The sequence below is a fragment of the Vibrio sp. 10N.261.51.F11 genome (genome assembly GCF_041471665.1).
Taxonomy (GTDB): domain Bacteria; phylum Pseudomonadota; class Gammaproteobacteria; order Enterobacterales; family Vibrionaceae; genus Vibrio; species Vibrio crassostreae_C.
The window spans coordinates 22,274-49,004 of sequence record NZ_JBFROW010000017.1; the positions used below are offsets into that span (position 1 = coordinate 22,274).

General features: G+C 45.0%; 22 protein-coding genes. 12 read left to right on the forward strand and 10 right to left on the reverse strand.

All coding sequences use genetic code 11. From position 1 onward, the window contains the following. Positions 1–17: 17 nt before the first annotated feature. Together torC and torA are read left to right on the forward strand one after the other, a co-directional pair. Positions 18–1,199, forward strand: coding sequence for a pentaheme c-type cytochrome TorC (torC, locus tag AB4351_RS05885; RefSeq protein ID WP_004734592.1), 1,182 nt, complete (start codon positions 18–20; stop codon positions 1,197–1,199). Between the two features lie 24 nt (positions 1,200–1,223). Continuing rightward, the gene (gene torA, locus AB4351_RS05890) at positions 1,224–3,686 is read left to right on the forward strand and encodes a trimethylamine-N-oxide reductase TorA (RefSeq protein ID WP_102320260.1); all 2,463 of its coding nucleotides are present in this window, start codon (positions 1,224–1,226) and stop codon (positions 3,684–3,686) included. 294 nt (positions 3,687–3,980) lie between these two features. Here torA and AB4351_RS05895 read toward each other — a convergent pair whose 3' ends face one another. Continuing rightward, positions 3,981–5,195, reverse strand: coding sequence for a putative manganese transporter (locus AB4351_RS05895; protein WP_372125343.1), 1,215 nt, complete (start codon positions 5,193–5,195; stop codon positions 3,981–3,983). A gap of 200 nt (positions 5,196–5,395) precedes the next feature. Between AB4351_RS05895 and AB4351_RS05900 the strand changes: the two genes are divergently transcribed. Together AB4351_RS05900 and AB4351_RS05905 are read left to right on the forward strand one after the other, a co-directional pair. Beyond that, positions 5,396–6,301, forward strand: a complete 906-nt coding sequence (locus tag AB4351_RS05900) for a manganese-dependent inorganic pyrophosphatase (RefSeq protein ID WP_017065328.1) — start codon at positions 5,396–5,398, stop codon at positions 6,299–6,301. Between the two features lie 149 nt (positions 6,302–6,450). Next, entirely contained in the window at positions 6,451–6,840 is a 390-nt protein-coding gene (locus tag AB4351_RS05905; protein WP_004734596.1) for a DUF2750 domain-containing protein, read from the forward strand. A gap of 98 nt (positions 6,841–6,938) precedes the next feature. Here the strand turns inward: AB4351_RS05905 and AB4351_RS05910 are convergent, their stop codons facing one another. From AB4351_RS05910 to pspF, 7 genes are all read right to left on the reverse strand, one after another. After that, entirely contained in the window at positions 6,939–7,718 is a 780-nt protein-coding gene (locus AB4351_RS05910; RefSeq protein WP_102320258.1) for a DUF2927 domain-containing protein, read from the reverse strand. A gap of 36 nt (positions 7,719–7,754) precedes the next feature. Then, entirely contained in the window at positions 7,755–8,537 is a 783-nt protein-coding gene (locus AB4351_RS05915; protein ID WP_017060304.1) for an ATP-binding cassette domain-containing protein, read from the reverse strand. Next, positions 8,534–9,535: an oligopeptide/dipeptide ABC transporter ATP-binding protein gene (locus tag AB4351_RS05920; RefSeq protein WP_017060305.1), complete on the reverse strand. Its 1,002-nt coding sequence runs from the start codon at positions 9,533–9,535 to the stop codon at positions 8,534–8,536. Before AB4351_RS05920 ends, AB4351_RS05915 begins: the two co-directional genes overlap by 4 nt. Further along, a complete protein-coding gene (locus tag AB4351_RS05925; RefSeq protein ID WP_102320257.1) occupies positions 9,535–10,422 on the reverse strand; it encodes an ABC transporter permease subunit in 888 nt (295 codons plus the stop codon). Before AB4351_RS05925 ends, AB4351_RS05920 begins: the two co-directional genes overlap by 1 nt. After that, a complete protein-coding gene (locus tag AB4351_RS05930; RefSeq protein WP_017060307.1) occupies positions 10,409–11,371 on the reverse strand; it encodes an ABC transporter permease subunit in 963 nt (320 codons plus the stop codon). The genes AB4351_RS05925 and AB4351_RS05930 overlap by 14 nt, the downstream gene beginning before the upstream one ends. Further along, on the reverse strand, positions 11,371–12,993 hold the full coding sequence (gene sapA / locus AB4351_RS05935) for an ABC transporter substrate-binding protein SapA (RefSeq protein ID WP_017060308.1): 1,623 nt from the start codon (positions 12,991–12,993) through the stop codon (positions 11,371–11,373). The genes AB4351_RS05930 and sapA overlap by 1 nt, the downstream gene beginning before the upstream one ends. A 102-nt stretch (positions 12,994–13,095) precedes the next feature. After that, entirely contained in the window at positions 13,096–14,118 is a 1,023-nt protein-coding gene (pspF, locus tag AB4351_RS05940) for a phage shock protein operon transcriptional activator (RefSeq protein ID WP_372125345.1), read from the reverse strand. A 273-nt stretch (positions 14,119–14,391) separates the two neighbouring features. Between pspF and pspA the strand changes: the two genes are divergently transcribed. The 7 genes from pspA (at position 14,392) to AB4351_RS05975 (ending at position 21,716) form a co-directional block, all read left to right on the forward strand. Beyond that, positions 14,392–15,063, forward strand: coding sequence for a phage shock protein PspA (pspA, locus tag AB4351_RS05945; protein ID WP_010440091.1), 672 nt, complete (start codon positions 14,392–14,394; stop codon positions 15,061–15,063). Between the two features lie 14 nt (positions 15,064–15,077). Further along, the gene (pspB, locus tag AB4351_RS05950; RefSeq protein ID WP_004734605.1) at positions 15,078–15,311 is read left to right on the forward strand and encodes an envelope stress response membrane protein PspB; all 234 of its coding nucleotides are present in this window, start codon (positions 15,078–15,080) and stop codon (positions 15,309–15,311) included. After that, the gene (gene pspC / locus AB4351_RS05955; RefSeq protein WP_017065334.1) at positions 15,304–15,690 is read left to right on the forward strand and encodes an envelope stress response membrane protein PspC; all 387 of its coding nucleotides are present in this window, start codon (positions 15,304–15,306) and stop codon (positions 15,688–15,690) included. The genes pspB and pspC overlap by 8 nt, the downstream gene beginning before the upstream one ends. Before the next feature lie 158 nt (positions 15,691–15,848). Continuing rightward, positions 15,849–16,883 (forward strand): efflux RND transporter periplasmic adaptor subunit, encoded by a 1,035-nt coding sequence (locus AB4351_RS05960; RefSeq protein WP_029235302.1) that lies wholly within the window; start codon positions 15,849–15,851, stop codon positions 16,881–16,883. Position 16,884: 1 nt separating this feature from the next. Then, positions 16,885–17,970 (forward strand): efflux RND transporter periplasmic adaptor subunit, encoded by a 1,086-nt coding sequence (locus tag AB4351_RS05965; RefSeq protein WP_017060312.1) that lies wholly within the window; start codon positions 16,885–16,887, stop codon positions 17,968–17,970. Then, positions 17,963–21,073 (forward strand): efflux RND transporter permease subunit, encoded by a 3,111-nt coding sequence (locus AB4351_RS05970; RefSeq protein ID WP_102320256.1) that lies wholly within the window; start codon positions 17,963–17,965, stop codon positions 21,071–21,073. The genes AB4351_RS05965 and AB4351_RS05970 overlap by 8 nt, the downstream gene beginning before the upstream one ends. 76 nt (positions 21,074–21,149) lie before the next feature. Continuing rightward, complete coding sequence (locus AB4351_RS05975) at positions 21,150–21,716, forward strand: DNA-3-methyladenine glycosylase I (protein WP_102320255.1); 567 nt, start codon at positions 21,150–21,152, stop codon at positions 21,714–21,716. 244 nt (positions 21,717–21,960) lie between these two features. Here AB4351_RS05975 and AB4351_RS05980 read toward each other — a convergent pair whose 3' ends face one another. Together AB4351_RS05980 and cls are read right to left on the reverse strand one after the other, a co-directional pair. Next, complete coding sequence (locus AB4351_RS05980; protein ID WP_017065338.1) at positions 21,961–23,145, reverse strand: cystathionine beta-lyase; 1,185 nt, start codon at positions 23,143–23,145, stop codon at positions 21,961–21,963. 182 nt (positions 23,146–23,327) lie between these two features. Further along, on the reverse strand, positions 23,328–24,782 hold the full coding sequence (cls, locus tag AB4351_RS05985; protein WP_372125347.1) for a cardiolipin synthase: 1,455 nt from the start codon (positions 24,780–24,782) through the stop codon (positions 23,328–23,330). Between the two features lie 366 nt (positions 24,783–25,148). Here cls and AB4351_RS05990 point away from each other — a divergent pair, with 366 nt between their 5' ends. Beyond that, the gene (locus AB4351_RS05990; protein WP_050543975.1) at positions 25,149–26,582 is read left to right on the forward strand and encodes a sodium-dependent transporter; all 1,434 of its coding nucleotides are present in this window, start codon (positions 25,149–25,151) and stop codon (positions 26,580–26,582) included. Positions 26,583–26,731 lie beyond the last annotated feature (149 nt).

Consider the following 26,731-nt stretch of genomic DNA (forward strand, 5'->3'; position numbering starts at 1 on the left):
ATTTAAGAGAGCTAAACATGAAATCATTTTTAGTTAAATTATGGCGCACAATGACTCGCCCAGCAGTACACATCAGTCTTGGTGTACTAACTATGGGTGGCTTTATCGCCGGTGTTATTTTCTGGGGCGGTTTTAACACAGCTCTAGAGCACACAAATACAGAAGAATTCTGTGTAAGCTGTCACACCATGCGTGACAACGTATACGTAGAACTACAAGAAACGGTTCACTGGAAAAACACTTCTGGTGTACGTGCTACTTGTCCTGACTGTCACGTTCCACATGAATGGACAGCAAAAATCGCTCGTAAGATGCAAGCTTCTAAAGAAGTATTCGCTCAAGTATTTGGTGACCTAGATACGCCTGAGAAATTCGAAGCTCGTCGTATCGAACTGGCTAAACACGAATGGGATCGCTTCTCTTCGAACAAATCTCTAGAGTGTAAAAACTGCCACAACTACGATTCAATGGATTTCGAAAACATGCGCCCAACAGCGCGTATCCAGATGAAGAACGCGGCAGAGCGTGATCAAAGCTGTGTTGACTGTCACAAAGGTATTGCTCACAACCTTCCATTAGATATGGCATCAGCGAGCGGTATTGTTGGCGAGCTAGAAAATGTAGCAAGCAGCACATCTTACGCAAATGGTTCAGACGTAATCTCTATTCGTCACCTACCAATGTATACGGATGAGACAGCAACAGTTGAAGCGGGTCTATTAAGCCCTGCAAGTAAAGTTGCAGTGATCGACGAAAAAGGCGACATGATTAAGATTCAAATCGACGGTTGGCGTAAAGCGAAAGGCTTCGGACGTGTAATCCAAGAAGACTTCGGTATGAACATCTCGACTGCAATCTTGACGAAAGAAGTATCTCAAAGTGACGTAATCACTGTTGGTGAGAAGAAAGAAGATGAGCTAACTGGTCTTCCTTGGGAAGAAGTTAACCTAGCACTTTGGATGAAGAAAGAGTCTATGGTTGATAACTTCGATCCAATCTGGAACGCAGCTGGTCAAGCGTACCAATCTAACTGTTCAACGTGTCACTCACAGCCAGATGAAGCTCACTTCAGCGCTAACGGTTGGGTAGGCATGCTAGATGGTATGATTGCGTTCGTTAACTTCGATACAGATACAGAAGCACTTGTTCTTAAGTATCTACAGAAGCACTCATCAGATTTTTCTGAAGGCCATCACTAATAAGACGTCAATTGGAGTAACACAATGGCAATTACAAGAAGAAGTTTTCTGAAAGGTGTCGCGACGACAAGTGCGGCATCGGTTATCGGTCCAAGCTTATTGGCGTCGGCTTCAGCATCTGCTGCAGAAACAGACGGCGCGTGGAAAGTCTCTGGTTCTCACTGGGGTGCATTCCGAGCTCGCGTTTACGCGGGTAAAGTACAAGAAATTAAACCTCTAGAAATCGATCAGCACCCAACAGAGATGCTGAAAGGTATTAAAGGTATTATCTACAGCCCATCACGTGTGCGTTACCCAATGGTTCGCCTAGATTGGTTGAAGAAGCATAAGTACAGCGCAGACACGCGTGGTAACAACCGCTTTATTCGTGTGACTTGGGATGAGGCACTAGACCTTGTTTACCGCGAGCTAGAGCGCGTACAGAAAGATTACGGTCCATGGGCGCTTCACACAGGTCAAACTGGTTGGAGACAAACAGGTCAGTTCCATAGCTGTACTAACCACATGCAACGTGCAATGGCACTTCACGGTTACTCTGTGAAGAAAATCGGTGACTACTCAACAGGTGCTGGTCAAACGATCATGCCTTACGTGCTAGGTTCTACTGAAGTTTACGCACAAGGTACATCTTGGGAACTTATCCTAGAAAACAGTGACAACATTGTTCTTTGGGGTAACGATCCAGTTAAAAACCTTCAAGTAGGTTGGACATGTGAGACTCACGAGTCGTTCGCATACCTAGAACAGCTGAAAGAAAAAGTTGCTAAGAAAGAGATCAACGTTGTTTCTGTTGACCCTGTTAAAAACAAAACAGGTCGTTACCTAGAAAACGAGCAAATGTACATCAACCCACAAACTGATGTGGCGTTCATGCTTGGTGTTGCTCACGTTCTTTACAACGAAGGCCTATACGACAAGAAGTTCATCGAAACTTACTGTCTAGGTTTTGAAGATTTCATCAAGTACGTTCAAGGTGAAACGAAAGACAGAGTTGAGAAGACGCCAGAATGGGCTTCTGCTATCTGTGGCGCAAGCGCGGACTCTATTCGTGACTTCGCTAAGATGCTGGTTAACGGTCGTACACAGATTCTTGTTGGTTGGAGTATCCAACGTCAAGAGCACGGTGAACAGCCTTACTGGATGTGTGCAGTTATCGCAGCAATGGTTGGCCAAATTGGTCTACCGGGCGGTGGTATCTCTTACGGTCACCACTACTCTGGTATCGGTGTATCTTCAACTGGCTTCGCTGCTCCGGGTTCTTTCCCGCTGAACATCGACCAAGGTCAATCACCTAAGTACACCAACACAGATTACAACGGCTACAGCCGCGTAATCCCAGTTGCTCGTTGGGTTGATAGCTTGCTAGAGCCTGGTAAGAAGATCAAAGCGAATGGTTCAACGGTAACACTACCTGATATCAAGATGATGGTATTTAGTGGTAACAACCCGTGGCACCACCACCAAGATCGCAACAAGATGCGTAAAGCATTCAAGAGCCTACAAACTGTAGTGGCTGTTGATTTTGCTTGGACTGCAACTTGTCGTCACTCTGACATCGTGCTTCCTGCATGTACTCAGTGGGAACGAAACGATATTGATGGTTATGGCGCATACTCTGGCCGTGGTTTGATCGCAATGCACAAGCTAGTGGATCCTCTGTTCCAGTCTAAGACTGACTTCGAGATCATGTCTAGCCTAACTAAGCGTTGGGGTCGTTACGACGATTACACGCGTGGTATGGACGAAATGCAGTGGGTTAAATCTCTGTACGACGAATGTCGCGCATCAAACGAAGGTAGCTTCGAAATGCCTGAGTTTGCTGAGTTCTGGGAGAAAGGTTTCCTAGACTTCGGCAAAGGTAAGCCATGGACTCGTCACGCTTCATTCCGTGAAGATCCAGAGATCAACGCACTAGGCACGCCTTCTGGTTTCATCGAAATCACAAGCCGTACTGTTGGCAACATGGGTTACGAGCACTGTCAAGAACACCCAATGTGGTTCGAGAAATCTGAACGTTCACACGGTGGTCCAGGCTCTGACAAGCACCCGTACTGGCTACAATCTTGTCACCCAGACAAGCGTCTTCACTCTCAGATGTGTGAATCTGAAGAGTGGCGTGCGACTTACGCGGTACAAGGCCGTGAGCCAATCTACATCAACCCAGTAGATGCTAAGAAGAAAGGCATCAAAGATGGCGATGTAGTACGTGTGTTTAACGACCGTGGTCAACTACTAGCAGGTGCTGTTCTAATGGATAGCTACGCTCCTGGTGTTGTTCGTATCGAAGAAGGTGCTTGGTACGGTCCGATCAACGAGAAAGTGGGCGCGCTAGATACATACGGCGATCCAAACACACTGACTCAAGATATCGGTACGTCTGAACTTGCTCAAGCAACGTCAGCAAACACATGTTTGGTTGATTTCGAGAAGTTCCAAGGCAAACTGCCTCCAGTAACTTCATTCGGTGGTCCAATCGAAGTTTCTTAAGTCTTGTCTTAAGAACCAAGATTAAAGCTTGAATTAAAGCCCCTGTAAGCACTCTTACAGGGGCTTTTTGTATTTTTGATATCAGTGTTGGTGTTTCTAAATAAGCATTATACAGGGCTAATAGAGGGCGTTTTTGAGACAGGCTGTAACGCGCTGTTTGAGAGAGGTGGTAGAAGCAGTGAAGCAGGAAGGGAATGTAAAAAGAACCTGTGGAAAGACTTAAGCAGACGGAAACAAAAAGGCCGATACAAAGTACCGACCTTACAGAAGCCTATGTAGTTAACTCTACTCAAGTTAGATCTCAAATATAAACCAGTAGCTATAAGCACAGATTAGTGCGGGCACACTAGAGTATAAGGTCGCGACCAGTGCCGCTTTGGGAGCCATCGCAATCGCAGGGAATAGCGCGTCACCATCATTTGAAATTGCGTTACCTACCTGAGCCGAAAGTGGCAGGGCGCCTGAAAGGTATAAGCTAGTGACCAATAATTGCGGTCCACAGCCCGGTAGCAAACCCATCAACACGCCAGCCAGGGGGAGCATGATGCCCCAGCTTGAGAATAGCGTCGCAAAATCAACATTTGCTATCACAGAGCCAAATTCAAAGAAAAGAAAGGCAACCACAACCCACGCTGTCACAAAGTTGGTGTCTTGAGCGGTTTTTTGCAGTGGATGTGAGCCTAAACATTTCTCATCTTCACTTACTGCTGATTTGTAATCTTCAATTTCACGGGTTAGCCCCCACAGAAACATCGAGCTGATCAGCAAAACTGTCCCCGCCCATTCCATCGACATTTCAGGCAAAGCGAGCAGCTCGTTCACATCGACTTGAAAAGAGCCAAGTAGGGCAACGGCAGCACCCGGAATAATCAGTACAGACCACAGGTAATCTTGCAGGTTTATCGCTTTTTTAGAGACCGATTCTTTGTCTTGAGATTGAGAAGCACAGCTGCTCACCACTTCATTTTTCTCTGCTTTTTTTGGGCGTAAGAAGTCGTCTGCGTGAAACAAGTTAATGATTCGGCCTGACGCAGTACCCACGATCACGCCCATCGCCATCATGGCTAAACCTGTCTTAGGCTCGCTCGCTATGAGCAGGAACGCCGCGTCACCCATGGTTGAGACGAGCACCGCAACTACCGCACCAAATCCGAGTTTTCCCGAGATAAATTGTGTGGTTACCACTATCGCACCGCCACAGCCGGGCAACGCGCCCATGAGAGCCGCGAATACCACTTGGTTTGAACGAGATTGATGGACGAGCTTATTGAAGACGTTATCTTTGTTTATGTACAGACTTAACCAGTGGTAAATAGCCAAGGTTAAAGCAACATAACAAGACACTGCCCAAAACGCGTCTGACAAAGTAGTCACCGTCAGTTCTCGCGTAGCAGGCGCTGCAACCAAAGCTGCAAGTGAGACAGGCAAAAGCAGGCGCTTAAATGACAGTGAAAACTGAGTTGTTTTCGCAGCACTACTGCTTGGCAAAAAAGAGATTAGTCGATCCATAGGTGTTACTCAAAATTAGTGGCTTAAGATAAATATATACTAATGATAATAATTATCAATTGCATTTGTTTTTTTTTATCTATTGTTACTATTGGCTAAACCCACGAAACATGACCAATCTAAAAAAATGAGGTAAAGTATGGCTAATAAAGAGAGGCTCTAAAGGTAGAGTCATAATTGTTAGTGTAATAGGAAGAAACATGATTTTAGTTGTTGGTCACAAAAACCCTGATAGTGACAGTATTTGTAGTGCGTTAGTTGCAACTGAGCTTCTTAAGGCTCGTGGCGAGGAAGCGACACCAATTCGCCAAGGCGAGATCAACCGCGAAACTCAACACATTCTAGAAGTCGCTGGTGCTGAAAAGCCAGAGCTTCGTACTTCTGTTGCTGGTGAGAAAATCTGGCTAGTAGACTACTCAGATCTAGCACAAGCACCAGATGATGTTGCTGATGCAGAGATCGTAGGTATTGTTGATCACCACCGTCTAGGCGACGTGATGACAGTAAACCCAATGGAAGCTTGGATCTGGCCTGTTGGTTGTACAAACACTGTACTTTTCAACATGTTCAAGATTGAAGGTCACGCAATCTCTCAACAAATCGCTAAACTAATGATGTCTGCAATTCTTTCAGACACAGTTGGTTTCGCTTCTCCAACATGTACTCAAAAAGACAAAGACGCGGTTGCTGAGCTTGCTGAAATTGCTGGCGTAACTGACGTTGATGCATTCATCAAAGCGCTTCTAATCGCAAAAACAAACATCGAAGGCCTATCTGCTGCACAGCTAGTAGAAAAAGACCTTAAAGGCTACCCATTCAACGGTCGTGATGTTGTTGTTGGTCAAGTTGAACTTGCGACTCTTGAGCAAGTAGACGGCATGATCGAAGCGCTAGAAGCTGATCTTGAAGAGCGTTGTGAGAAAGACGGTCTAGCGTTCGCTGCGGTAATGCTAACAGATATCACTACTGCTCAAACTCGTCTTCTATACAAAGGTGAGTGGGCTGAGAAATTGGTTAAGCACGAGAAAGGCGGCGTATTAATGATGGAAAATACACTAAGCCGTAAGAAGCAAGGCTGGCCTTGGCTACAAGGTGAGCTTGTTTAATCAAGTCGCTTAATATTAAACGCCTGCTTATTTAGCAGGCGTTTTTCTTTGAAGTAGACTTTCTTCTTCATCGATAATGTTTGAAGTTAACAACACTCGGCATAAAATAGCTTTAAGAGCAAAGTTACTGACTAAAGTAGGAAATTAAGATGACTACACAGCTAGACGATAAAAAAATCGCTGAAATCAACAAGTATACGGGCGAGCAACGCCTGAAATACTGTGTGAAAGAAATCGTAGCAAACCGTGAAGTATGGATCTTAACCGATGAACACGGTTGTGTAATGCTGAACACAGAAGATGAAGATTGTGTTCCAGTATGGCCAAACCAAGAGTTCGCAGAATCATGGGCAACGGGTGATTGGTCTGAGTGTAAAGCTGAGTCTATTTCGTTGAACAAATGGCACAGTCGCTGGACGAACGGTCTAGAAGACGACGAACTTGCTGTTGTAGTATTCCCGAACGAGCAAGAAGAAGGCGTTATCTTGTTCCCGGATGAGTTCGACTTCGAATTGAAAAAGCAGGCAGCTAAGCGCTAGTTCTTTCGTAATACAGTAACATCGTAAGTCAGCGTTGCCTTTCTTAGGCAGCGCTATCATTCAATTATCCCATCTAAGTTACTTCCAACGTATATTCGTCAATACCCAATCAACTGATACAAAGGCGCTTGCTGTGCGGCTTTAGAAGCTTGCTGAAGCACACCTGTTTTGCTGTATCTCTTGAGTATCTTTCGAACGATAGGTTTTACTTCAGATTTTGTCATTCCAGCTTTCAATTCTGGTTCATACAGCAATTGCAGTAGCACTACGTCTAACGGCGATAATAAGTCTTCTGGCGTGTGGTCGTTGAAAATAGAAGGGTAGGCTTTATCTGAATCATTCGGCAGGCCTAGAACTTGTGTGATCTCTTCCACGATACAGGCGACCAGCTTACCTCGCGATCTTGCCTGATCAACCGGGATTACAATCCCAGCGTATACAATCTCGCCTTTAGAATTGGTTCTATAGCCCGCCGTGCAGATGGCTCTATTTAAATGTTGAGTTGATTTGAGCTTGAGCACCGATTTCGCCTCAGATACCCACTGGCTCTGCCTTGTGTATATCCATTTAACGTTCGCTTCGGACTCTTTACTGACGATTGTTATTGGATGTTGGGTGACTTCAGATAAGTGTTTGATATGAAGCTCTGTGATCTCTTGATGCAGTTCCTCATCGCCCACTCGATGATCGATCCAAATCTTGATCGGTTGTTTCCACTTGGCGAGCGGTTTGTTGCCTTGGGAGTATTCGTGTTGAAGCGCGACGTTATAAAAGGCAGTTTCGACGAAGCTTCTATCTAGCCATGTGAGCGGTGTGCTTGTCGCGTTAAAGGACAACAGCACCAACAAGAGGGGAAGCATTGAAGCTGTTCGATACATACTTTTCCCCTCTGCTAAATGTAGCGTGATTCCAGGTTAGTGGTTCGGCGCTTTGGAGAAATGGCTCTCAACCAATCTTTGGGTGATTTGGTGAGTTGGATTGGTTAGCACTTGATCTGTTTCCCCACTCTCAACCACATTGCCTTCATGCATGACAATAATCTTGTCGGTAATGTGCTTAACAATACCGAGGTGTTGAGATACATAAACGAACGATACGCCCATCTCTTCTTGTAACTCTAAGAACAGATTGATGATTTGCGAGCGCATTGCCATGTCCAAACCATTTAAAGCTTCATCAGCAACAATGATGGATGGCTGAAGTATTAAGGCACGAGCCAAACAAACCCTTTGTTTCTGGCCTGCAGCAAGCATCTGAGGGTAGAAATACGCATGTTCCGGTAGAAGGCCTACGCGCAGTAGTGTGTCTTTCACACGACGCATACGAGCTTCTGGAGGCATGTTGGTGTTTCGCTTTAATGGACCTTCAAGAATTCGACCGATCTGAATGCGCGGGTTAAGTGACGTATTCGGATCTTGGAAGATCATTCGAATCAGCTTACAACGAGTCGAGTAGTCTTTGTGCTCTAGCTTTTCGCCATTCACGCGGATCTCGCCTGCGGTTGGCTCCACCATGCCTGCGAGCATTCTGGCTAATGTTGATTTGCCAGAACCATTCTGGCCGATAAAACCAATTGTCTGGCCTGCTTCAAGAGAAAAGCTAACTGGCTTCACCGCCTGATGAATCTTTTTACGGAAAAGACCAGAGCGAGTCGTAAAGTCTTTAGACAAATCACTGACTTCTAATAATGCACTCATGATTTCTTTTTCTTCTCCATATTCAGAGGGAAGTGACAGTTGAACTTATGGTTCTTGATACGTTTCGTATGTGGGATCTCGACACACTGCCTTTGTGCGTATGGGCAGCGAGGCCCTAATCGACAACCAATAGGAAGATGTTGCAGCGGTGGAATTGACCCCGGCAAAGACTGGAGCTTCTCCTTGTGGGGAATCCAGTCGTTAAAGTCTGGCATCGCTTTTAACAAAGCAACGGTGTACGGGTGCTTTGGTGCATCCAACAGCTTCGGTGTATCAGCGGATTCTACCGATTGACCACAGTACATCACGGTAATGCGAGTCGCCCATTGGGTAATGGTGGTTAAGTCATGGCCGATCAACACGATGGTGGTGTTATTGATCTGGTTCATACGACTCAAAAGACGCAATATTTGAGACTGTGTAATTGGGTCTAAATCGTTGGTTGGCTCGTCAGCAATCAAGACTTTTGGCTTGGCAGCGATCGCCATTGCGATCATGACTTTTTGACACTCACCATCTGTCAGCTCATAAGAGTAACTGTCCATTAGGCGAGAGTGGTCTTTGATGCCGACTTTGTGTAGTAATGCGATCGCTTGCTTCTTACGCCACTTAAATCGTTGCCACCAACGACCTTCAAACGAATGGGAAGGGATCGCTTCAACGAGCTGGTTACCTACTTTTTCAGAAGGGTCAAGGCACGTTGATGGCTCTTGGAAGATCATTGCGATATCGCGGGCGATCACTCGGCGTCTTTCTTTCGGCGTCAGTTGCAGTAGGTCGATATTACCTAAGCGCATTCGGTCTGCAGAAACCTTCCAGTTTTCTTTACATACTCCGACGATCGCTTTTGCAACCAAACTCTTACCTGAGCCTGATTCACCTACTAAGCCACGAATTTCCCCTTCATTGAGGGTAATACTCATTCGATCTACGGCTTTAACCATCCCTTGAGGGGTCTCAATCTCGATGGTTAGATGTCGAATATCAAGTAACGGCATTATTCGATTCCTGCATTTAGCGCTTGGCGAACACCTTCACCGACGAGGTTAATCACGATAACTGTAAACATAATAGCTAAGCCGGGTAGGGTAACTGTCCATGGCGCAAGGTAAATCAACTCGACCGAATCACCCAAGATGGAGCCCCATTCGGTACTCGGTGCTTGAGCGCCAAGCCCTAGGAAACCTAAAGCCGTGATATCAAGAATTGCGACTGACAGTGCCAGCGTAACTTCAAGAGCGATCACGGTAAGGATGTTCGGAAGGATTGAGTTCCATAGCAGGTAAAAATCGTTCGCACCATCAAGGCGAGAAGCCAGAATATAGTCTTTTTCTACTTCAGCATGCACGGCAATGTACACCGAGCGTATAAAGCGCGGGATCAGTGCCAAGCACAAGGCGAGCAAGATATTAAACTCCCCAAAGCCAAGGAATGCCACGAAGATAATCGCCAGCAGAAGAGATGGAATCGACATAACAGTATCAAGCAGGTGGTTTAGCGTGCTTGATAGTAAACCGCGCGTCATACCAGCAAGTACGCCAATCAGACAACCAATGACGGCTGCGATAAAGGTAATCACCACCGCGGCGCCGAAGGTTAACTGAGAGCCAATTATTAGGCGAGAGAGAATATCTCTGCCTAAGTCATCCGTACCCAAAAAGTATTCTACCGTTCCCGCAGGATCCCAAGAGGGCGGCGTTAATAGGTGACCGGTTTGTTCTTGTGCATCATGCGGGGTTAGCCACGGTGAAGTGACGGTGACCAGAATGATAAGCACCAAACACCACAAGCCAAACATAGCTAGATTATTGCTGCGGAAGCTGCGCCAGAAACGTTCGAACTGGGTTGGAATCTGTTCTTCTTGGTAGACGTTATTTGTTAGCATACCATTCCTTCCTTACCAGTGGATTGATCATCGCGCCCAGTAGATCGGACAGAATATTAGCGGTCAAAACTAAGGTAGCCACCACAATTACACCAGCTTGAATTGAAACGTAATCTTGATTCGATAAGGCATCCAATAACCAGCGGCCAATGCCCGGCCAGTTAAAGATAGACTCGGTAACAATAGCAAGCGTTAACATACTCGATAGCTGAACACCGACCTTAGGAATAATCGGAGGTATCGCGTTTCTTAGCACGTGCTGCGTGATGATCTCTCTAGTGGAAAGACCTTTAATTCGCGCAGCGCGGATGTAGTTTTGCGTCATTACTTCAGCCACTGACGCTCTCATCAATCGGATGACCTGAGTCGTTGGCGCCAGTGCTAAAACAAGACAAGGCAACGCCATGTGCTCGATAACACTTTGTAGTGCGTGCGCACGGTAGCGACCCTCGGCAAAAAAGGCGTCAATCATCGCGAATCCAGTCACGTGTTCAATCTCGTAAAGTAGGTCGTATCGGCCACCAACTGGGAACATTTCAAAGTGCAGTGAAAACACCATGATCATCAGCAACGCGACCCAAAATATAGGCGCAGAGTAACCGGCCATTGAGGTGAACGATATGGTGGTATCAACAAATTTACCTTGTCTCATACCAGCAATGGTGCCGAAAGGGATACCGATGATGAGTGCCAACACAAAGGCAAAGAAGCACAGCTCTAGCGTTGCAGGGAACACCAGGACCAACTCATCGATGATAGGCACACCGTGTTTGCTTAGGCCAAAGTTTAGCGTCGATAATTCAGTGATATAGCTAATCCAACCGGGCCAAAAATCTTGAATTGCCCAAGGTGAGGTTTGGTCTAATCGAAGCAGGGAAAAACCTACCAAGGTCAGAATTCCTAGCGTAATAACGAATAAGTTTACACGTCTTAATGTATACCAAAACATTACTGCACCTCTCTTCTGACTTGATCAAAAGGTTGGGCATTGAAAGGACTTGCTTTAAAGCCTGTTAGCGAACGATCGTGCACGCGAAATTGCACGCCATGAGCTAAAGGAATCACAGGAACTTCTTCATTGAGAATGTTTTGGGCTTGTCGGTACAAGTTCACACGGTGCCTTTGTTGATTGATCTCTAATGCTAAGTCGAGAAGGAAATCAAAGTCTGAATTACACCACATCGAGACGTTTAACCCTGCACGCTCAGAGCTGCATGAGAGCAGCGGACGTAAGAAGTTGTCCGGGTCACCGGTATTGCCTATCCAGCCTGTAAGCAACAAGTCTGTTGAGGAAATAGAGGACAACTGTGTGCGGTCAAATCGGTCGTCGGTATAGAGTTTCAATTCAATACCAATATCGGCTAAGTTTGCTTGGATAAGTTCTGCCGTTTTTCTTGGACTTGGATTGTATGCGCGTGGCTCTAGTGGTACCCACATTGAAAGCTCTAACCCAGGTTCAACGCCAGCTTCTTTGAGAAGCGCAACCGCATAGTTTCGGTCGTAGCGAACTTGAACGCTGTCTTTTTGGTGAGCCCAAGAAGTCGGAGGAAGCAAGGTGTAGGCTTTGGTTCCTGTACCGTAATACACAGAATCAAGAATGTTCTGACGATTGATAGCTAAGTTGAGCGCTTTACGAACTCGAGAGTCACGCAGTGCAGGGTGCTCAGTATTCAGCGCGATGAAAGAGACATTAACCGCCGGAGTAGCAGAAATCTTCAACTCTTCATGAGCCTGAATAATAGGGATTTGGCTAGAAATTGGTGAGTTGAGCACGTCACACTCACTACGCAGAAGCTTGGCAAGTGTGCCTGTTCCACGTTGCGAAGTATCGAACACAACTTGGTCCATTTGTACTTCACCCTTCCAGTAGTGCTTGTTCTTTTTCAAGCGCACTAGGTCGTTGATTTGGTATTCATCCAAGTAGAAAGGGCCAGTGCCGACTGGATTGGAATCGATTCGATTTTTCTCATCCGCTGCAATGAGCTGATTGGCATACTCTTTAGAGTGAATGACCGCATAGCTGGTGGCGATGTTATTGAGAAATGAATTGTCTGGGCGACTTAATTGGAATTTCACTGTTAGGTCGTCAACCGCGGTGATATCGACAATCAGGGTCTTGAAGTCGATTCCGGCAAACCACGGGTATAGGCCGCCACCCACATAATGAAATGGGTTTGAACTATCAATGACACGTTCAAAGCTAAACACCACATCTTGTGCATTCATGCTACGAGTAGGGGTGAACCAGTCTGTCGTTTGGAACGCAACATTTGGGCGCAGTTTGAACGTGTACTCTGTACCTGATTTATCAACAGACCAACTTGTCGCCAAGTTCTGTTTTGGTCGGTACGTCATCGGATCAAGAGTGAGCAGTGTATCGAAAATTTGAGGACTCAGCGATTCTGCGGTAATGCCACTATCAACCAGCTGTGGGTTGAAGGTACTAGGATTACCTTGGCCGCAATAAATGAAGCCTTTTTCACGGATTTGCTCGTGATTCACACTCTCACCACATCCAGCGAGAAAGCTCAGCGTACAGATGCTCAGTGATAGTCTTATTAGTGCTTTCATAAAAAGAAATACTTTTCGAAACGAGGCGTTAGAGGAGCCTCAAGATCCGGACAATTTAACATTTTATTTATTCGGCTCCAAATAATAATCAAGCGTGGACAGCTATTTATCGTTAGCTTGTCCGACAATCGCGTACTTCCTCACCATTCCACGTAATTGGTTGTAGGTTAACCCAAGTAATTCTGCGGCTTGTTTCTGGTTATATTTGCTCTGTTTGAGGGCTTGGTTGAGTAGCTTGATGTCTTGTTGTTCTTGCCATGCTTTGTAATCAAGCGGCAAAGAAAACAAGCTCTCTGATGAAGTATGGCTGTTAGACGGCTCATTGCCAGTTTCCGGAGAGGAATCTTGCTCTGTTTTCCATGCGGGTTTAAATGGGTTAAACACCAAATATTCAATAGGATATGGATCTTTTCCGTGCTGATAGATAGCTCGCTCAATGACGTTTTTGAGTTCTCGTACATTCCCTGGCCAAGAATAATCCAAAAGCGATTCAACGGCAGAGGGGGCAAAGCCAACAAACAACGCCAATTCCAATTCACGACACATCTTAATGGCGTAATATTCTGCCAGTAGCATGATGTCTTCTTTTCGCTCACGCAAAGGAGGGATAGTAATGACGTCAAACGCCAGTCTATCTAATAGGTCTGCTCGGAATTCGCCCTTTAATGCCATGTCTGGTAAGTCGGCATTGGTTGCACACACCAGTCTGACATTGGCACTTAGTGCCTTTTGCCCACCGACACGTTCATATTGCCCGTATTCAATAACGCGCAGTAGTTTCTCTTGAACCGCAAGGGGAGTGGTCGCCAGCTCATCCAGAAACAGCGTTCCGCCTTCTGCTCTTTCAAAACGACCTTGATGACGCCCTTTCGAACCCGTAAAGGATCCCGATTCATGACCAAACAGTTCTGAATCAATCAAACCTTCACTTAAGGTTGAGCAGTTCAATGAGATCAAAGGTTGATCCCAACGTCTTGAAAGGTAATGCAGTCTTTGTGCGATCAACTCTTTACCTGTGCCACGTTCGCCAATGATCAGAATGGGTCTTTCTATTGGTGCGAGTTGGGAAACTTTATCTAACACAGAGAGAAAGCTAGGTGATTCACCAATGAGGTTCTGCTGCATAGCGGGTCCTTGTATGAATTAATCGCTGGAGAGGTCATGTAAGAGCCATAGTGGTGAAAAATACCAATACTTGGCTAAATTCATCATAGCATGGTTCGAGTTAATCACCATTTTATTGTAAGTAACTGATAATAAATGGCTTAAAAGTTGGCACGCTACTTGGATTATTTATGGTAGGTTTAACAACAAACGTAAATTTTTGAGCAAGTGGATTGATAAAGTCGCACAACGATTTGAAACGCATTTGCCATCATTGTAATTAAGGAGTTCCTCATGGGTATTTTTTCTCGCTTTGCAGACATTGTAAATTCAAACATCAGTGCACTATTAGATAAGGCTGAAGATCCAGAAAAGATGATTCGTCTTATTATCCAAGAAATGGAAGACACCTTAGTTGAAGTTCGTACCAACTCAGCAAAAGCAATTGCTGACAAGAAAGAGCTAGCGCGTAAAGTAGAAGCTATCGAAACACAGATTCTAGATTGGCAAAATAAAGCGACACTTGCCCTGACCAAACAACGCGAAGATTTGGCGAGAGCGGCGCTAATCGAAAAGCAAAAACTGGAAGACATCATCAAGAGCCTTCACACCGAACAAACCTTGGTTCATGAAACCATCGAAAAATTGACGAGTGAAATTGGTAAACTTGAAACAAAAATCGCAGAAACTCGTGCAAAGCAACAAGCATTAATGATTCGTAACAATGCGGCAAGCAACCGTCGTGATGTTCAAAAACACCTGCACTCAAGCAAAACCAACGAAGCAATGGCGAAGTTTGAGCAATTCTCGCGTAAAGTGGATGAATTAGAAGCTGAAGCGGACGTTTACGCTAAGACTGGCAACGCAAAATCTTTAGACCAAGAGTTTGCCGAGCTACAAGCTCAAGATGAAATCGAAAAAGAGCTAGCGAAACTGAAGCAACAAGTTGAAAACCGCGATAAATAATCTAGGAGTTGTCTATGTCAACATTTCTAATTGCAGGTCCACTGATTGTCTTTTTAATCTTCGTGGCACCGCTATGGTTATTCTTACATTACCGCAGCAAGAAGAAATCCAGCAATGGTCTTTCTGAAACGGATCTTCAACGTCTGCATAAGCTTTCTGCGCAAGCCGAATCCATGCAAGACCGAGTGAAAACGCTAGAAAAAATACTGGATGCGGAGTCGCCTAACTGGAGACGAAACTATGAGTAGAGAACTGTATCGCGACACGATTAACGGCAAATTGTCTGGTGTGTGTGCAGGGTTAGCGAACTATTTTGGCCTTGAAGTGTGGTTGGTTCGCATCTTAGTTATCTCAGCAGCACTGCTTGGTGGTAGTTTTCTGGTGTTATTAGCGTATTTAGCTTTGACATTTATGCTTGAAAAACAACCACCTCAGTATGTCGACCAAATGAAGGCGAAACAAGAGCATACGCTGAAGCAAAAGCCTTGGGAAAAAGGGCAAACTGCAGAGTCGCTATTGAACACTTTAGAGGGTGATTTCCAGAAGTTAGAGACCAGTGTCCGCAACATGGAAGCTTATGTCACCTCAGATACGTTTAAAGTGAATCGTGAATTTAAGAACATGTAGTGGTAAAACCTAAAAAGGATTAGATAACGGTTTAGGAAAATTTATTCCAAGCCGTTATTTTTTTTAATAATTTTCTCTAAATAAATCTTACGCTGACTGGTAAGTTACATGTGATTAATCTATGTTATAAAAATATTTATAGATATGGATGATCACCAATGTATAGAGCCTCCCTTGTCCTATTGACTGCCTTAGCTGGGTTGTCTGGGTGTGGTAAGGAGCTTCCTCCCGTGCCTGAACCTGAGTCCAGACCCGCCAAACTCTTCACTGTCTCCGTCGGTAATAATGCCTTTGAGCGTAATTTCCCTGCTACCACAGAAGCTGGTGACAGAGCGGTACTCGCATTCCGTGTTCCTGGGTTATTGCAGAGCATCGATGTGACCGCTGGGCAGCACGTGTCTAAAGGCGACGAGCTTGCTAAGTTAAATCCCGATGAATATCAACTACTAGAGAAGCAAGCAAAAGCGAATTTTCAGCTAGCCGATGTTCAATATCAACGTGCGATCAAACTTCGTAAAGATCGTGTGGTATCAGAGCAAGATTTCGACCAAGCGAAAGCGAACCACAATTCAGCTCGCGCGGTGCTTAATCAAGCTAACGCGAATCTTCGCTACACCACTTTGGTTGCGCCGTATGACGGAACCATTTCCATCATTCCTGCTGAAAACCATGAATACATTGCGGCTAAACAAGGCGTGATGAATATTCAAACCAATCAAATTCTTAAAGTCGTCTTCTTATTACCCGACCAACTTATTACGCGCTTTTCATCAGGGGTCGAGATTGATGCAACCATGGTTTTTGATGCGTTTCCTGAAAACTCTTACGTTTTAACCTTCCAAGAAGTGGATACCGAAGCTGACCCGAAAACAGGTTCGTACAAAGTCACCATGGTAATGGAAAGACCCACCGATGTGGGTATTTTGCCCGGTATGTCTGGCTCGGTAAATCTCGTTTCATCGTTAGCGGCGGCCACCAAAATACCAACGTCAGCAATGATGACCGATGGGGATGATGTCTCTGTATGGCGTGTGAATAGCGACGGCATTGTTGAAAATGTTGCCATTGTCATCGATGAAAAACGCCATATCGTCTCTGGATTGAACGATGGCGATCGCATTGTGACTTCTGGCGTCAATGGTCTTGAGTCGGGCATTAAAGTTCGAGAGTGGATCAAGGAAAGGGGGCTATAACATGAAAACACTTAAAGTGGCTGCTGGCCTGTCGTGTTTAGCCTTACTGACGGCTTGTGAAGATAAGCAAGCTGTAGAAGTGAATAACACGCCCTTGGTTAAAGCTATCGAGATTTCAGTCATCGATTTTAGCGACAAACTCTATTTCCCTGCGGTAGCAAACGCTGCTGAGAAGGCTCACCTCAGTTTCCGAGTTGCGGGTGAAATCTTCAAGCTAGATGTGAAGGAAGGTGAACGAGTTGCCAAAGGGGACATCATTGCCGAGCTTGACCCTACCGATTATCAATTGGATGTGGACAATGCTCAAGCTCGTTACACGGTAATCAATAGTCAATACCGACGTTCGAGTCCGCTAGTGAAGAAAGGCTTATTGGCTAAGTCGCAATTCGATGAAATTGCCGCTCAACGCCAGATTGCTTATGCCGAGTTGGAACTGGCGAAACTGCGCTTATCGTTCACTATGCTTCGTGCGCCTGTTGATGGGATTATTTCTCGAGTCAGTGTCGACCAATATGAAAATATTCAGGTAGGCCAACAGATTGTGAACATTCACAGTGTTGAGGATGTCGAAGTTGTGATTCAGCTCCCTGACCAAATTTATGTGAATCAACCCAATGAAACGCTCCTCTCGAACGTGGAAGCTGTGGTGAGAGTGCCAAGCGGTAATGAATACACCGCAGGTATTAAAGAGTTCACCACTGAACCCGATCCAAGTACGGGTACCTTCACGGTTACATTAGCTTTGCCGATGCCAGAAGACGATTTGATTCTTGATGGTATGGCCGTTGATGTGACTTCAAACGGGCGGGATATCGGTTTGGAGCTAAAAGCTGGTGTACTTATTCCGATCGAAGCGGTATTCAATGCAGACGGTGATGAACTGGATCGTAAAAACTCTTATGTGTGGGTTCTTAACGACGACAAGACAGTCTCGAAACAACAAGTCGTGTTAGGAAAAGCAAACCAGGAAACATTGCAGGTAGTGAAAGGATTGGAAATGGGGCAGCATGTCGTTGTTGCAGGCGTATCGCGATTGCGAGATGGGATGACAGTGGAAGTATTGTCTCAGGAGACGAACAATGAGTGAAGTAAAAAACAAGCCCCAAAATGACGATCAACAGGGTGATGATCAGATCACAGGTGTTGCTTCTTACTTTATACGTAACAAAGTCATTAGCTGGATGCTATCTCTGATCTTTCTTATTGGTGGTGTTTCAGCATTCTTCGGTTTGGGGCGTTTAGAAGATCCTGCCTTTACCATCAAAGATGCAATGGTCGTGACTTCATACCCGGGGGCAACGCCTCAGCAGGTGGAAGAAGAAGTTACCTACCCACTAGAGAAAGCGATTCAACAGCTTACCTATGTCGACGAAGTGAACTCTATTTCAAGCCGTGGCCTGTCTCAGGTAACGGTAACGATGAAGAATAACTATGGTCCGGACGATCTTCCGCAAATTTGGGATGAACTTCGCCGAAAAGTGAATGATCTTAAGGTTGAACTGCCACCTGGGGTCAATGATCCTCAAGTCATTGATGACTTCGGTGACGTTTACGGGATCTTGCTTGCGGTGACGGGTGATGGTTATAGCTACAAAGAGCTGCTGGATTACATTGATTATCTAAGGCGAGAGCTGGAGTTGGTTGATGGGGTCAGTAAGGTCTCTGTTTCTGGTCAACAACAAGAGCAAGTATTCATTGAGATATCGATGAAGCGGATAAGCTCCTTAGGTCTGTCTCCAAGCACGGTATTTAATCTTTTATCGACTCAAAATATTGTATCAAGTGCAGGAGCGGTAAGGATTGGTGATGAATATATTCGAATCCATCCAACGGGTGAGTTCCAGAACGTTGAACAGCTTGGAGATTTGATTCTTACGGAAGGTGGCGCTCAAGGGCTTATCTATCTAAAAGATGTGGCGAATGTAACTCGTGGTTACGTTGAGGTACCGAGTAACATCATTGGTTATAACGGCGAACTCGCGCTTAACCTGGGTGTCTCTTTTGCGCAAGGCGTGAACGTGGTCGCAGTGGGTGAAGACTTTGATCGAAGACTCGCCGAGCTTAAATATCAACAACCCGTCGGTATCGACATCTCCGAGGTTTATAACCAACCTAAAGAGGTGAACAAGTCGGTAAGCGGATTTGTGGTGAGTTTAGGGCAGGCGGTTGCGATCGTAATCGTGGTGTTACTGTTCTTCATGGGAGTACGATCGGGTCTGTTGATTGGTTTGATACTGCTATTGACCGTATTCGGCACCTTTATTTTCATGCAGTACTTCAAAATCGACCTTCAACGTATTTCACTGGGCGCGTTGGTTATTGCCTTGGGGATGCTGGTGGATAATGCCATTGTGGTGGTGGAGGGGATATTGATCGGCACGCAGAAGGGGCGAACCCGGATGCAGGCCGCCACTGATATCGTGACCCAAACCAAATGGCCACTGCTCGGTGCAACGGTGATTGCGGTCACCGCGTTTGCTCCAATTGGTTTGTCTGAAGATTCAACGGGCGAATACTGTGGCACCTTGTTCACGGTACTATTGATTTCATTGATGCTGAGTTGGTTTACTGCTATCTCGATCACGCCGTTTTTTGCCGATATCTTCTTCAGAGGACAGAAGGTTGATCCCGATAACGAAGGCAAAGACCCATACAACGGGATGGTTTTTGTTATCTATAAAAACTTCCTTGAGTTCTGTATGAAACGCGCGTGGCTAACCATGATCGTTCTGGTGATTGGTTTAGGTGCGAGTGTGTACGGTTTTGGCTTTGTGAAACAAGCATTCTTCCCATCTTCAACTACTCCGATGTTCCAAGTGGATGTTTGGATGCCAGAAGGTACGGATATTCGAGCAACTAATACCAAGTTGAGAGTGCTTGAGAGTTGGTTGTCGGAACAAAGTGAAGTTGAACATATCACGACCACGGCCGGTAAAGGTCTGCAGCGTTTCATGTTGACCTACTCACCCGAGAAGAGTTATAGCGCGTATGGCGAAATCACGGTTCGTGTGACAGATTATCAGGTACTTGAAGGGCTGATGCGTCGCTTCCGTGAACACGTTGACAGTCAGTTCCCTGAAATTGATTACAAACTTAAGCAAATTGAATTAGGCCCTAGTGGCGGTGCGAAAATTGAGGCTCGAATCGTCGGTTCAGACCCAACCGTGCTACGTTCAATCGCAGCTCAAGTTATGGACATCATGCGTGCTGATGACGGAGCATTTAACGTTCGTCATGATTGGCGTGAAAGAACTAAGGTATTAGAGCCTCAGTTCAATGAAAGCCAAGCGCGTCGTTATGGTATTACCAAGTCTGACGTTGATGATTTCCTAGCGATGTCTTTCTCTGGTAAGTCGATTGGTGTGTATCGTGATGGTACTACGTTGATGCCTATTGTGGCTCGTTTACCTGAAGATGAGCGAGTTGATATTCGCAACATCGAAGGTATGAAGATTTGGAGCCCGGCATTAAGCGAATATATTCCGTTGCAGCAAGTGACGCTTGGCTACGAATTGGAATGGGAAGATCCACTTATCATCCGTAAGAACCGTAAGCGTATGCTGACGGTAATGGCCGACAACGACCTATTGGGTGAAGAAACGGCTTCGACGTTACAGAAACGCTTACAGCCACAAATTGAAGCGATTGAGATGCCACCGGGTTATTCGTTGGAGTGGGGTGGTGAATATGAGTCATCTGCTGATGCACAAGCGTCTCTGTTTACCACTATGCCGATGGGTTACCTGTTCATGTTCTTGATTACCGTGTTCTTGTTCAACTCGGTCAAAGAACCGCTAATTGTTTGGCTAACGGTTCCATTAGCGCTAATCGGGGTAACGACAGGCTTATTAGCCTTGAATACACCATTTGGCTTCATGGCATTGCTAGGCTTCTTGAGTTTATCCGGGATGCTACTTAAGAACGGTATCGTACTGCTTGACCAAATTGAGATTGAGATGAAGTCCGGTAAAGATCCATATGTAGCGGTTGTTGATGCGGCACTGAGTCGTGTTCGTCCGGTATGTATGGCTGCGATCACCACCATTCTTGGTATGATCCCTCTACTACCGGACATCTTCTTTAAACCAATGGCAGTAACCATCATGTTTGGTTTAGGCTTTGCGACTGTACTCACGCTAATCGTAGTACCTGTGCTGTATCGTTTATTCCATAAAATTGAAGTGGCTTAACGTCAACTAACCTTTGAAATAATGCCCCTAATTGGGGCATTATTTTTATGTACGATTACTAAAAGAGACTATCGAAATGGAAGCGAATACAGTGGATAGAACGTGTGCATGGGCGCTTAAACATGAGCTTGAAAGGGAGTACCACGATGCAGAGTGGGGCGTGCCTGTTTATGATGACCAAGTTCTGTTTGAGTTCATTACTTTAGAAGGTGCTCAAGCCGGTCTGAGTTGGATTACGATCCTTAAAAAGCGTGAAGGCTATCGTGCCGCGTTCGATGATTACGATCTAAACAAGCTAGCTGAGCTGAATGAAGACAACGTGCCGCACATCATTGAAAACTTCGATGTGGTTAAACACAGGGGTAAGATTGCTTCGGTATACAACAATGCACGAGCAACGCTTGAATTACAGAAAGAGTTCGGCTCTCTTTCTAATGCCTTATGGCAATTTGTTGATAATGAAGTGATCGTGAATCAATGGACTGAGATGTCTCAAGTTCCCGCTTCTACCGAGCAATCTAAAGCGATGAGTAAGTTTTTGAAGAAGAGAGGCTTTAAGTTTGTAGGAGAAACAATCTGTTACGCATTTATGCAAGCAACAGGTATGGTCAATGATCATTTAGTCGGTTGCCCACACAAATAAAGTGTTATTTATTTCAGCGGAACAATCACTTAGAAATTGAAAAATTCATAGCCATTTTTTCATCGCTCTGAGATCTTTAAGTGGATGTGCTTTAAGGTTCAATATTGGCTTTGAAAGCTTCTGGACTATGAGCGGTTTGTATTATGAGCTGAAGTATCTAAATATGAGTATTTTGAGTTATGCTTTAAACAGAAAAAGGCAGGAATATCCTGCCTTTTTTGCATATTAGACCTATCGTCTCAGATTAAATCAGAGCGCTATAACGTTCTAATCCCGCCTCTAGATCAGCAATCAGGTCATCAACATCTTCTAACCCAATATGAACACGTATCAAGGTACCTTCGAAATTAGGATTGGCAACAGTTCTCAAGCTGTCAAAACTGCTTGGTTCGTTAGCTAGAATCAAACTTTCAAATCCACCCCAAGAGTAACCCATACTAAAATGTGTCATTCCATCAAGTAACGCTGTCGTCGCTTTGATATTAGAGTTGTTTAGTACAAAAGAGAACAAGCCATTACCGCCAGTAAAATCTCGTTTGAAGAATTCATGGCCTGGGCAAGACTCAAGAGCAGGGTGACGAACGTGGTTAACTTCAGGACGAGTCTCTAACCATTTTGCGACCTTCAAGCTGCTTTCTGCGTGTTGGCGTAGACGCACATCAAGAGTACGAATGCCGCGAAGCCCTAAATAAGCATCATCAGGTGAGACACATTGCCCCATCAAGTAACTTTGCTCTCTTAGTTGATCCCAGCATTTCTCATTGGCGACTGCCGTACCTAGCATCACATCAGAGTGACCCACGATGTATTTGGTCGCTGCTTGAATCGAGATATCAACACCAAAATCAAACGGTGAGAAGTTCACGCCAGCCGCCCAAGTATTGTCTAGCATAACGATGATGTCATGTTCATGAGCGATACGCGCTAGTGTTGGAATATCCTGCACTTCCATGGTGACAGAGCCTGGAGACTCAGTAAACAGCACCTTAGTGTTTGGCTTGATAAGGTCTTGGATACCTTCACCAATCGTTGGCTCGTAGTAAGTTGTCTCTACCCCCATCTTTTTCATGATGGTGTCACAGAAATCACGAGTAGGTTCGTAGCAGGTGTCAACCATTAAAATATGATCACCTGTTTCTACAAAAGAGAGAATGGCATTCGAAATTGCTGCTGTACCACACGGGTACAGTGCACAACCCGCGCCGCCTTCTACTTCAACCATCGCATCTTGGAAGGCAAAATGAGTGTTGGTTCCACGACGTCCGTAAAAAAGGGTCTTGTTAGCGCGGTTAATCGTAGCTTTACGCTTCTCTTCTACTGAGTTAAATACGACAGTTGAAGCGCGTTGTACTGGTGGGTTAACAACACCATTGGTCCACTTCTTATCACGACCGGCAGTGATAAGTTTAGTGGTTTTGTTCTCGGACATGCTGTGAATTCCTTATCAATCGGTTATGTCCTATTTAAAACATGCCAAGAGTGTTCAAAGCAAGAGCGGAGCGGGGATTTTTGCGCTTTTCTTACGATTTTTAACCTTTCACTCAGTTAACAGTGAAAGGTTAAAAATGATCGATGGGGAAACAACGAGCCATAATCGACTCATTGCTGGAATTATAGGAGTGGGTTGAACAAGTAGAACAGCCTCTCAAAGAAGCGATTACTAAGGTTTCTTTGCTCCCACTGTTCTAACTCTACAGAGTGGGATGAAGCGATATAAGATTTCTGCAGCTCAGACAGTTTTTGCGTGAAATGCACATCATCCACAGCCAGAGTCACTTCAAAGTTGAGCCACAAACTGCGCATGTCGATATTGACGGTTCCGATCAAGCAAAACTCTTCATCGATCACTACCGATTTGGTATGAAGAAGGCCACCGTAAAATTCATAGATCTTCACGCCAGCTTCAAGCAACTCGGTATAAAACGCACGAGAAGCCCATTTAACCATTAGTGAATCGTTATTGTGTGGAATGATCAGTTCTACAGTTACGCCGCGTTGAGCTGTCATCTTAAGTGTTTCGAGTAAGTCAGCACTTGGCACAAAATAAGGTGTAGTAATACGTACAGAATGATTCGCTTGATTGATGGCGATGGTCAGTACTTGTAAGATCAAATATTCCGGCATGCCAGGGCCAGACGGCACTACTTGAACCGGATGATGTGTCATGATTTCTTCAACTGGGCATTCAGGTATATCAGGGAGAATGCGTTCACCAGTCTCAACTTCCCAATCCCAGCCATGAATAGCGGATAACACATTAACGGTTGGCCCAGTCACTCTGACCATTACATCAATCCACTGACCAACGCCGGAACTTTGTTTGAAGTGAGCAGGATCGACCATGTTCATTGAACCCGTATAGGCGATAGTCTCGTCAATCACAATGATTTTGCGGTGTTGTCTTAAATCTAGGCGACGTAAAAAAATACGCCATGGGCTCACTTCTAGTGCTTGTACGACTTGAACGCCTGCGTCCTTCATCATTGACTGCCAGTGGCTTTTGAAAAAGCGAGGGCTACCGGCTGAATCGAGCAAAACTTTAACATCTACGCCACGTTTTGCAGCGCGAATCAGCGCAGAGGCAACCGAATCGGTCAGGCCACCTGGATGCCAAATATAGAAAACTATCTTGATACTGGTTTGTGCATTTTCTATATCTTCGATAATTGCGTGTAGGATCTCGTTTGGTGAAGATTGCAGCGATAGAGTGTTTCCACTGAGTGCAGGGATGCCCATTCGATTGTTACAAAGCTCGTCAATCTTATGGATAGGGGAGCCGACTTTCCCTGGTTGGTGAAGTTGGCAATCATTCAATTGACGGAACCAGTCGCCGAAAGGGGTAAACATACGATGAGCGCGTTCAGCCCTTTTTCTGCCTAGGTTTAGCTCACCAAAAAGGAAGTAACAAGCTACACCAACAATCGGGATAATGTAGATAACCATTAGCCAAGCAAGAGAAACGCTGACAGAGCGTCGTTTTAGTACAACACGAAACGTCACACCGGCTACGAGAACCCAGTACAAAACAACAGAGGCCAAAGTTAAAAAATGATAAAGCTTATCCACATTGAATACTCGAAAAAAGAGACACTTAGATAGTAATGCTATTTAACGGATATGGGAATTTAAGGATTCAACTATTTACAAAATAGAGCAAAAGATGTAAATAGGTTAAAGTTGTTAAGTTTTGGTCAACTTAAGAAGAAAACGATTGTTTTGTATGAAAAGTCGGCATTTAACCATAAAAATTTACATCTTTAACGAAATTTGTACGGTATGCTCTTCCAATTTTATTCTTAAACTGGTTTACTTGCTAGACAACGAGCGTCAATCAAATCTTTTAGGTGTGTAAATTTATTTATACACCTTCCTTTTAAAGACGCCACCCAAAGCAAAACACAACATCACATAACACAAAAGTTTGGAGTACACGTGGCTACTAGTAATACAACCACAACACCCCGCGATACCTGGGGTTCGAAGTTAGGATTCGTAATGGCTGCAGCAGGTTCTGCTGTTGGCTTAGGTAACATTTGGAAATTCCCATACACAGCAGGCGAAAGTGGCGGTGGTGCATTCGTTGCCATTTACCTGTTTTTTGTAATTTTTATTGGTTTCAGTGTCATGCTGACTGAATTTGCGATTGGCCGTCATACGCAAAAATCAGCAGTAGGTGCATTTAAAACAACTGACCGTCGTTGGACGTTCGCTGGCGTTATCGGCGTATTCAGTGGTCTACTTATCATGGGTTTCTACCCAGTAGTAGGCGGTTGGTCAATCGCATACATCGGTAAAATTGCAGGTGGTCTTCTAGACGCACCAGAAGCAATTGGTGATAGCTTTGGTGGCTTTATCTCAAACCCAGTTCAACCACTAATGTGGATGGGCTTATACCTACTACTTAACGTTGTTATCGTTATGAAAGGTATCTCTGGTGGTATTGAGAAAGCAGGTAAGATCCTGATGCCGCTTCTTTTCATTATCCTTATTGTAGTATCAATCAAAGGCATTATGCTTCCGGGCGCGATGGCTGGTCTTGAGTTCCTATTCAGTCCTGACTTCTCTAAAGTAGACAGCAATGTAATCCTAGCCGCTCTAGGTCAAGCATTCTTCTCTCTAAGTCTTGGTATGGGTTGTATGATGACATACGGTTCTTACCTTAAGAAGAAAGAGAACCTAGTTCAGACAACAGCAATGGTAACCGCAATGGATACTGGTGTTGCTATTCTAGCTGGTGTTGCAATGTTCCCTGCAATGTTCGCGTTCGGTATGGAACCTGCAGCGGGCCCTGGTTTAGTATTCGTTGTTGTTCCTCAGCTATTCGCTGAAATGGGCGGCGTAATCGGTCTTCTATTTGCTCTTATGTTCTTCGTTGGTTTGAGTGTTGCGGCACTAACATCTTCAGTATCTCTACTTGAAGTTGTGGTTTCTTACCTAATCGATGAGAAAGGCATGAAGCGTGTAACAGCGGTACTGTCTGCAAGTGTTGTAATGGCGATTCTATGTATCTTCGCTTCTCTATCACTTGGCGGCTTCGGTCCAACACTGTTTGATACTGGCGCGTTCGACATTTTCGACCTACTAACGGATAAGATTTTCCTAGCGGTTGGCGGTATGTTGGTATGTATCTTCGCTGGTTGGAGACTAAACCGTGCAGACCTAGAGAAAGAAATCACTAACGACGGTGAAGTCTCTTTCCCACTATTTGGTCTATGGTACACACTAGTTAAGTACATCATCCCTGTAGCTATCGCAATCGTTGCGTTCATGGGTATCTCTTCTGGCTTCGATAGCGGTAAAGGTGCAATCATGCTACTAGGTATTGGTATCATTGCCGGTTTTGCGCTGATTTCTAAGAAGTTCTAATCGCAAGATAAAGTAATTTGATAAACGGGAGCTCATTAGCTCCCGTTTTTTTATGTCTGGAACTTAATTATCTAAGAAAAATAACCATTAAGGGTATCCGTCTGATAGCCGATATAAATGGAACGAATAGCTGTTAGAGCTATATTTTG

What these genes read in the sequence shown, in the direction of transcription:
- torC (WP_004734592.1), top strand. Translation starts at nt 18, where the DNA reads ATGAAATCATTTTTAGTTAAATTATGGCGCACAATGACTCGCCCAGCA.
- torA (WP_102320260.1), top strand. Translation starts at nt 1,224, where the DNA reads ATGGCAATTACAAGAAGAAGTTTTCTGAAAGGTGTCGCGACGACAAGT.
- AB4351_RS05895 (WP_372125343.1), bottom strand. Translation starts at nt 5,195, where the DNA reads ATGGATCGACTAATCTCTTTTTTGCCAAGCAGTAGTGCTGCGAAAACA.
- AB4351_RS05900 (WP_017065328.1), top strand. Translation starts at nt 5,396, where the DNA reads ATGATTTTAGTTGTTGGTCACAAAAACCCTGATAGTGACAGTATTTGT.
- AB4351_RS05905 (WP_004734596.1), top strand. Translation starts at nt 6,451, where the DNA reads ATGACTACACAGCTAGACGATAAAAAAATCGCTGAAATCAACAAGTAT.
- AB4351_RS05910 (WP_102320258.1), bottom strand. Translation starts at nt 7,718, where the DNA reads ATGTATCGAACAGCTTCAATGCTTCCCCTCTTGTTGGTGCTGTTGTCC.
- AB4351_RS05915 (WP_017060304.1), bottom strand. Translation starts at nt 8,537, where the DNA reads ATGAGTGCATTATTAGAAGTCAGTGATTTGTCTAAAGACTTTACGACT.
- AB4351_RS05920 (WP_017060305.1), bottom strand. Translation starts at nt 9,535, where the DNA reads ATGCCGTTACTTGATATTCGACATCTAACCATCGAGATTGAGACCCCT.
- AB4351_RS05925 (WP_102320257.1), bottom strand. Translation starts at nt 10,422, where the DNA reads ATGCTAACAAATAACGTCTACCAAGAAGAACAGATTCCAACCCAGTTC.
- AB4351_RS05930 (WP_017060307.1), bottom strand. Translation starts at nt 11,371, where the DNA reads ATGTTTTGGTATACATTAAGACGTGTAAACTTATTCGTTATTACGCTA.
- sapA (WP_017060308.1), bottom strand. Translation starts at nt 12,993, where the DNA reads ATGAAAGCACTAATAAGACTATCACTGAGCATCTGTACGCTGAGCTTT.
- pspF (WP_372125345.1), bottom strand. Translation starts at nt 14,118, where the DNA reads ATGCAGCAGAACCTCATTGGTGAATCACCTAGCTTTCTCTCTGTGTTA.
- pspA (WP_010440091.1), top strand. Translation starts at nt 14,392, where the DNA reads ATGGGTATTTTTTCTCGCTTTGCAGACATTGTAAATTCAAACATCAGT.
- pspB (WP_004734605.1), top strand. Translation starts at nt 15,078, where the DNA reads ATGTCAACATTTCTAATTGCAGGTCCACTGATTGTCTTTTTAATCTTC.
- pspC (WP_017065334.1), top strand. Translation starts at nt 15,304, where the DNA reads ATGAGTAGAGAACTGTATCGCGACACGATTAACGGCAAATTGTCTGGT.
- AB4351_RS05960 (WP_029235302.1), top strand. Translation starts at nt 15,849, where the DNA reads ATGTATAGAGCCTCCCTTGTCCTATTGACTGCCTTAGCTGGGTTGTCT.
- AB4351_RS05965 (WP_017060312.1), top strand. Translation starts at nt 16,885, where the DNA reads ATGAAAACACTTAAAGTGGCTGCTGGCCTGTCGTGTTTAGCCTTACTG.
- AB4351_RS05970 (WP_102320256.1), top strand. Translation starts at nt 17,963, where the DNA reads ATGAGTGAAGTAAAAAACAAGCCCCAAAATGACGATCAACAGGGTGAT.
- AB4351_RS05975 (WP_102320255.1), top strand. Translation starts at nt 21,150, where the DNA reads ATGGAAGCGAATACAGTGGATAGAACGTGTGCATGGGCGCTTAAACAT.
- AB4351_RS05980 (WP_017065338.1), bottom strand. Translation starts at nt 23,145, where the DNA reads ATGTCCGAGAACAAAACCACTAAACTTATCACTGCCGGTCGTGATAAG.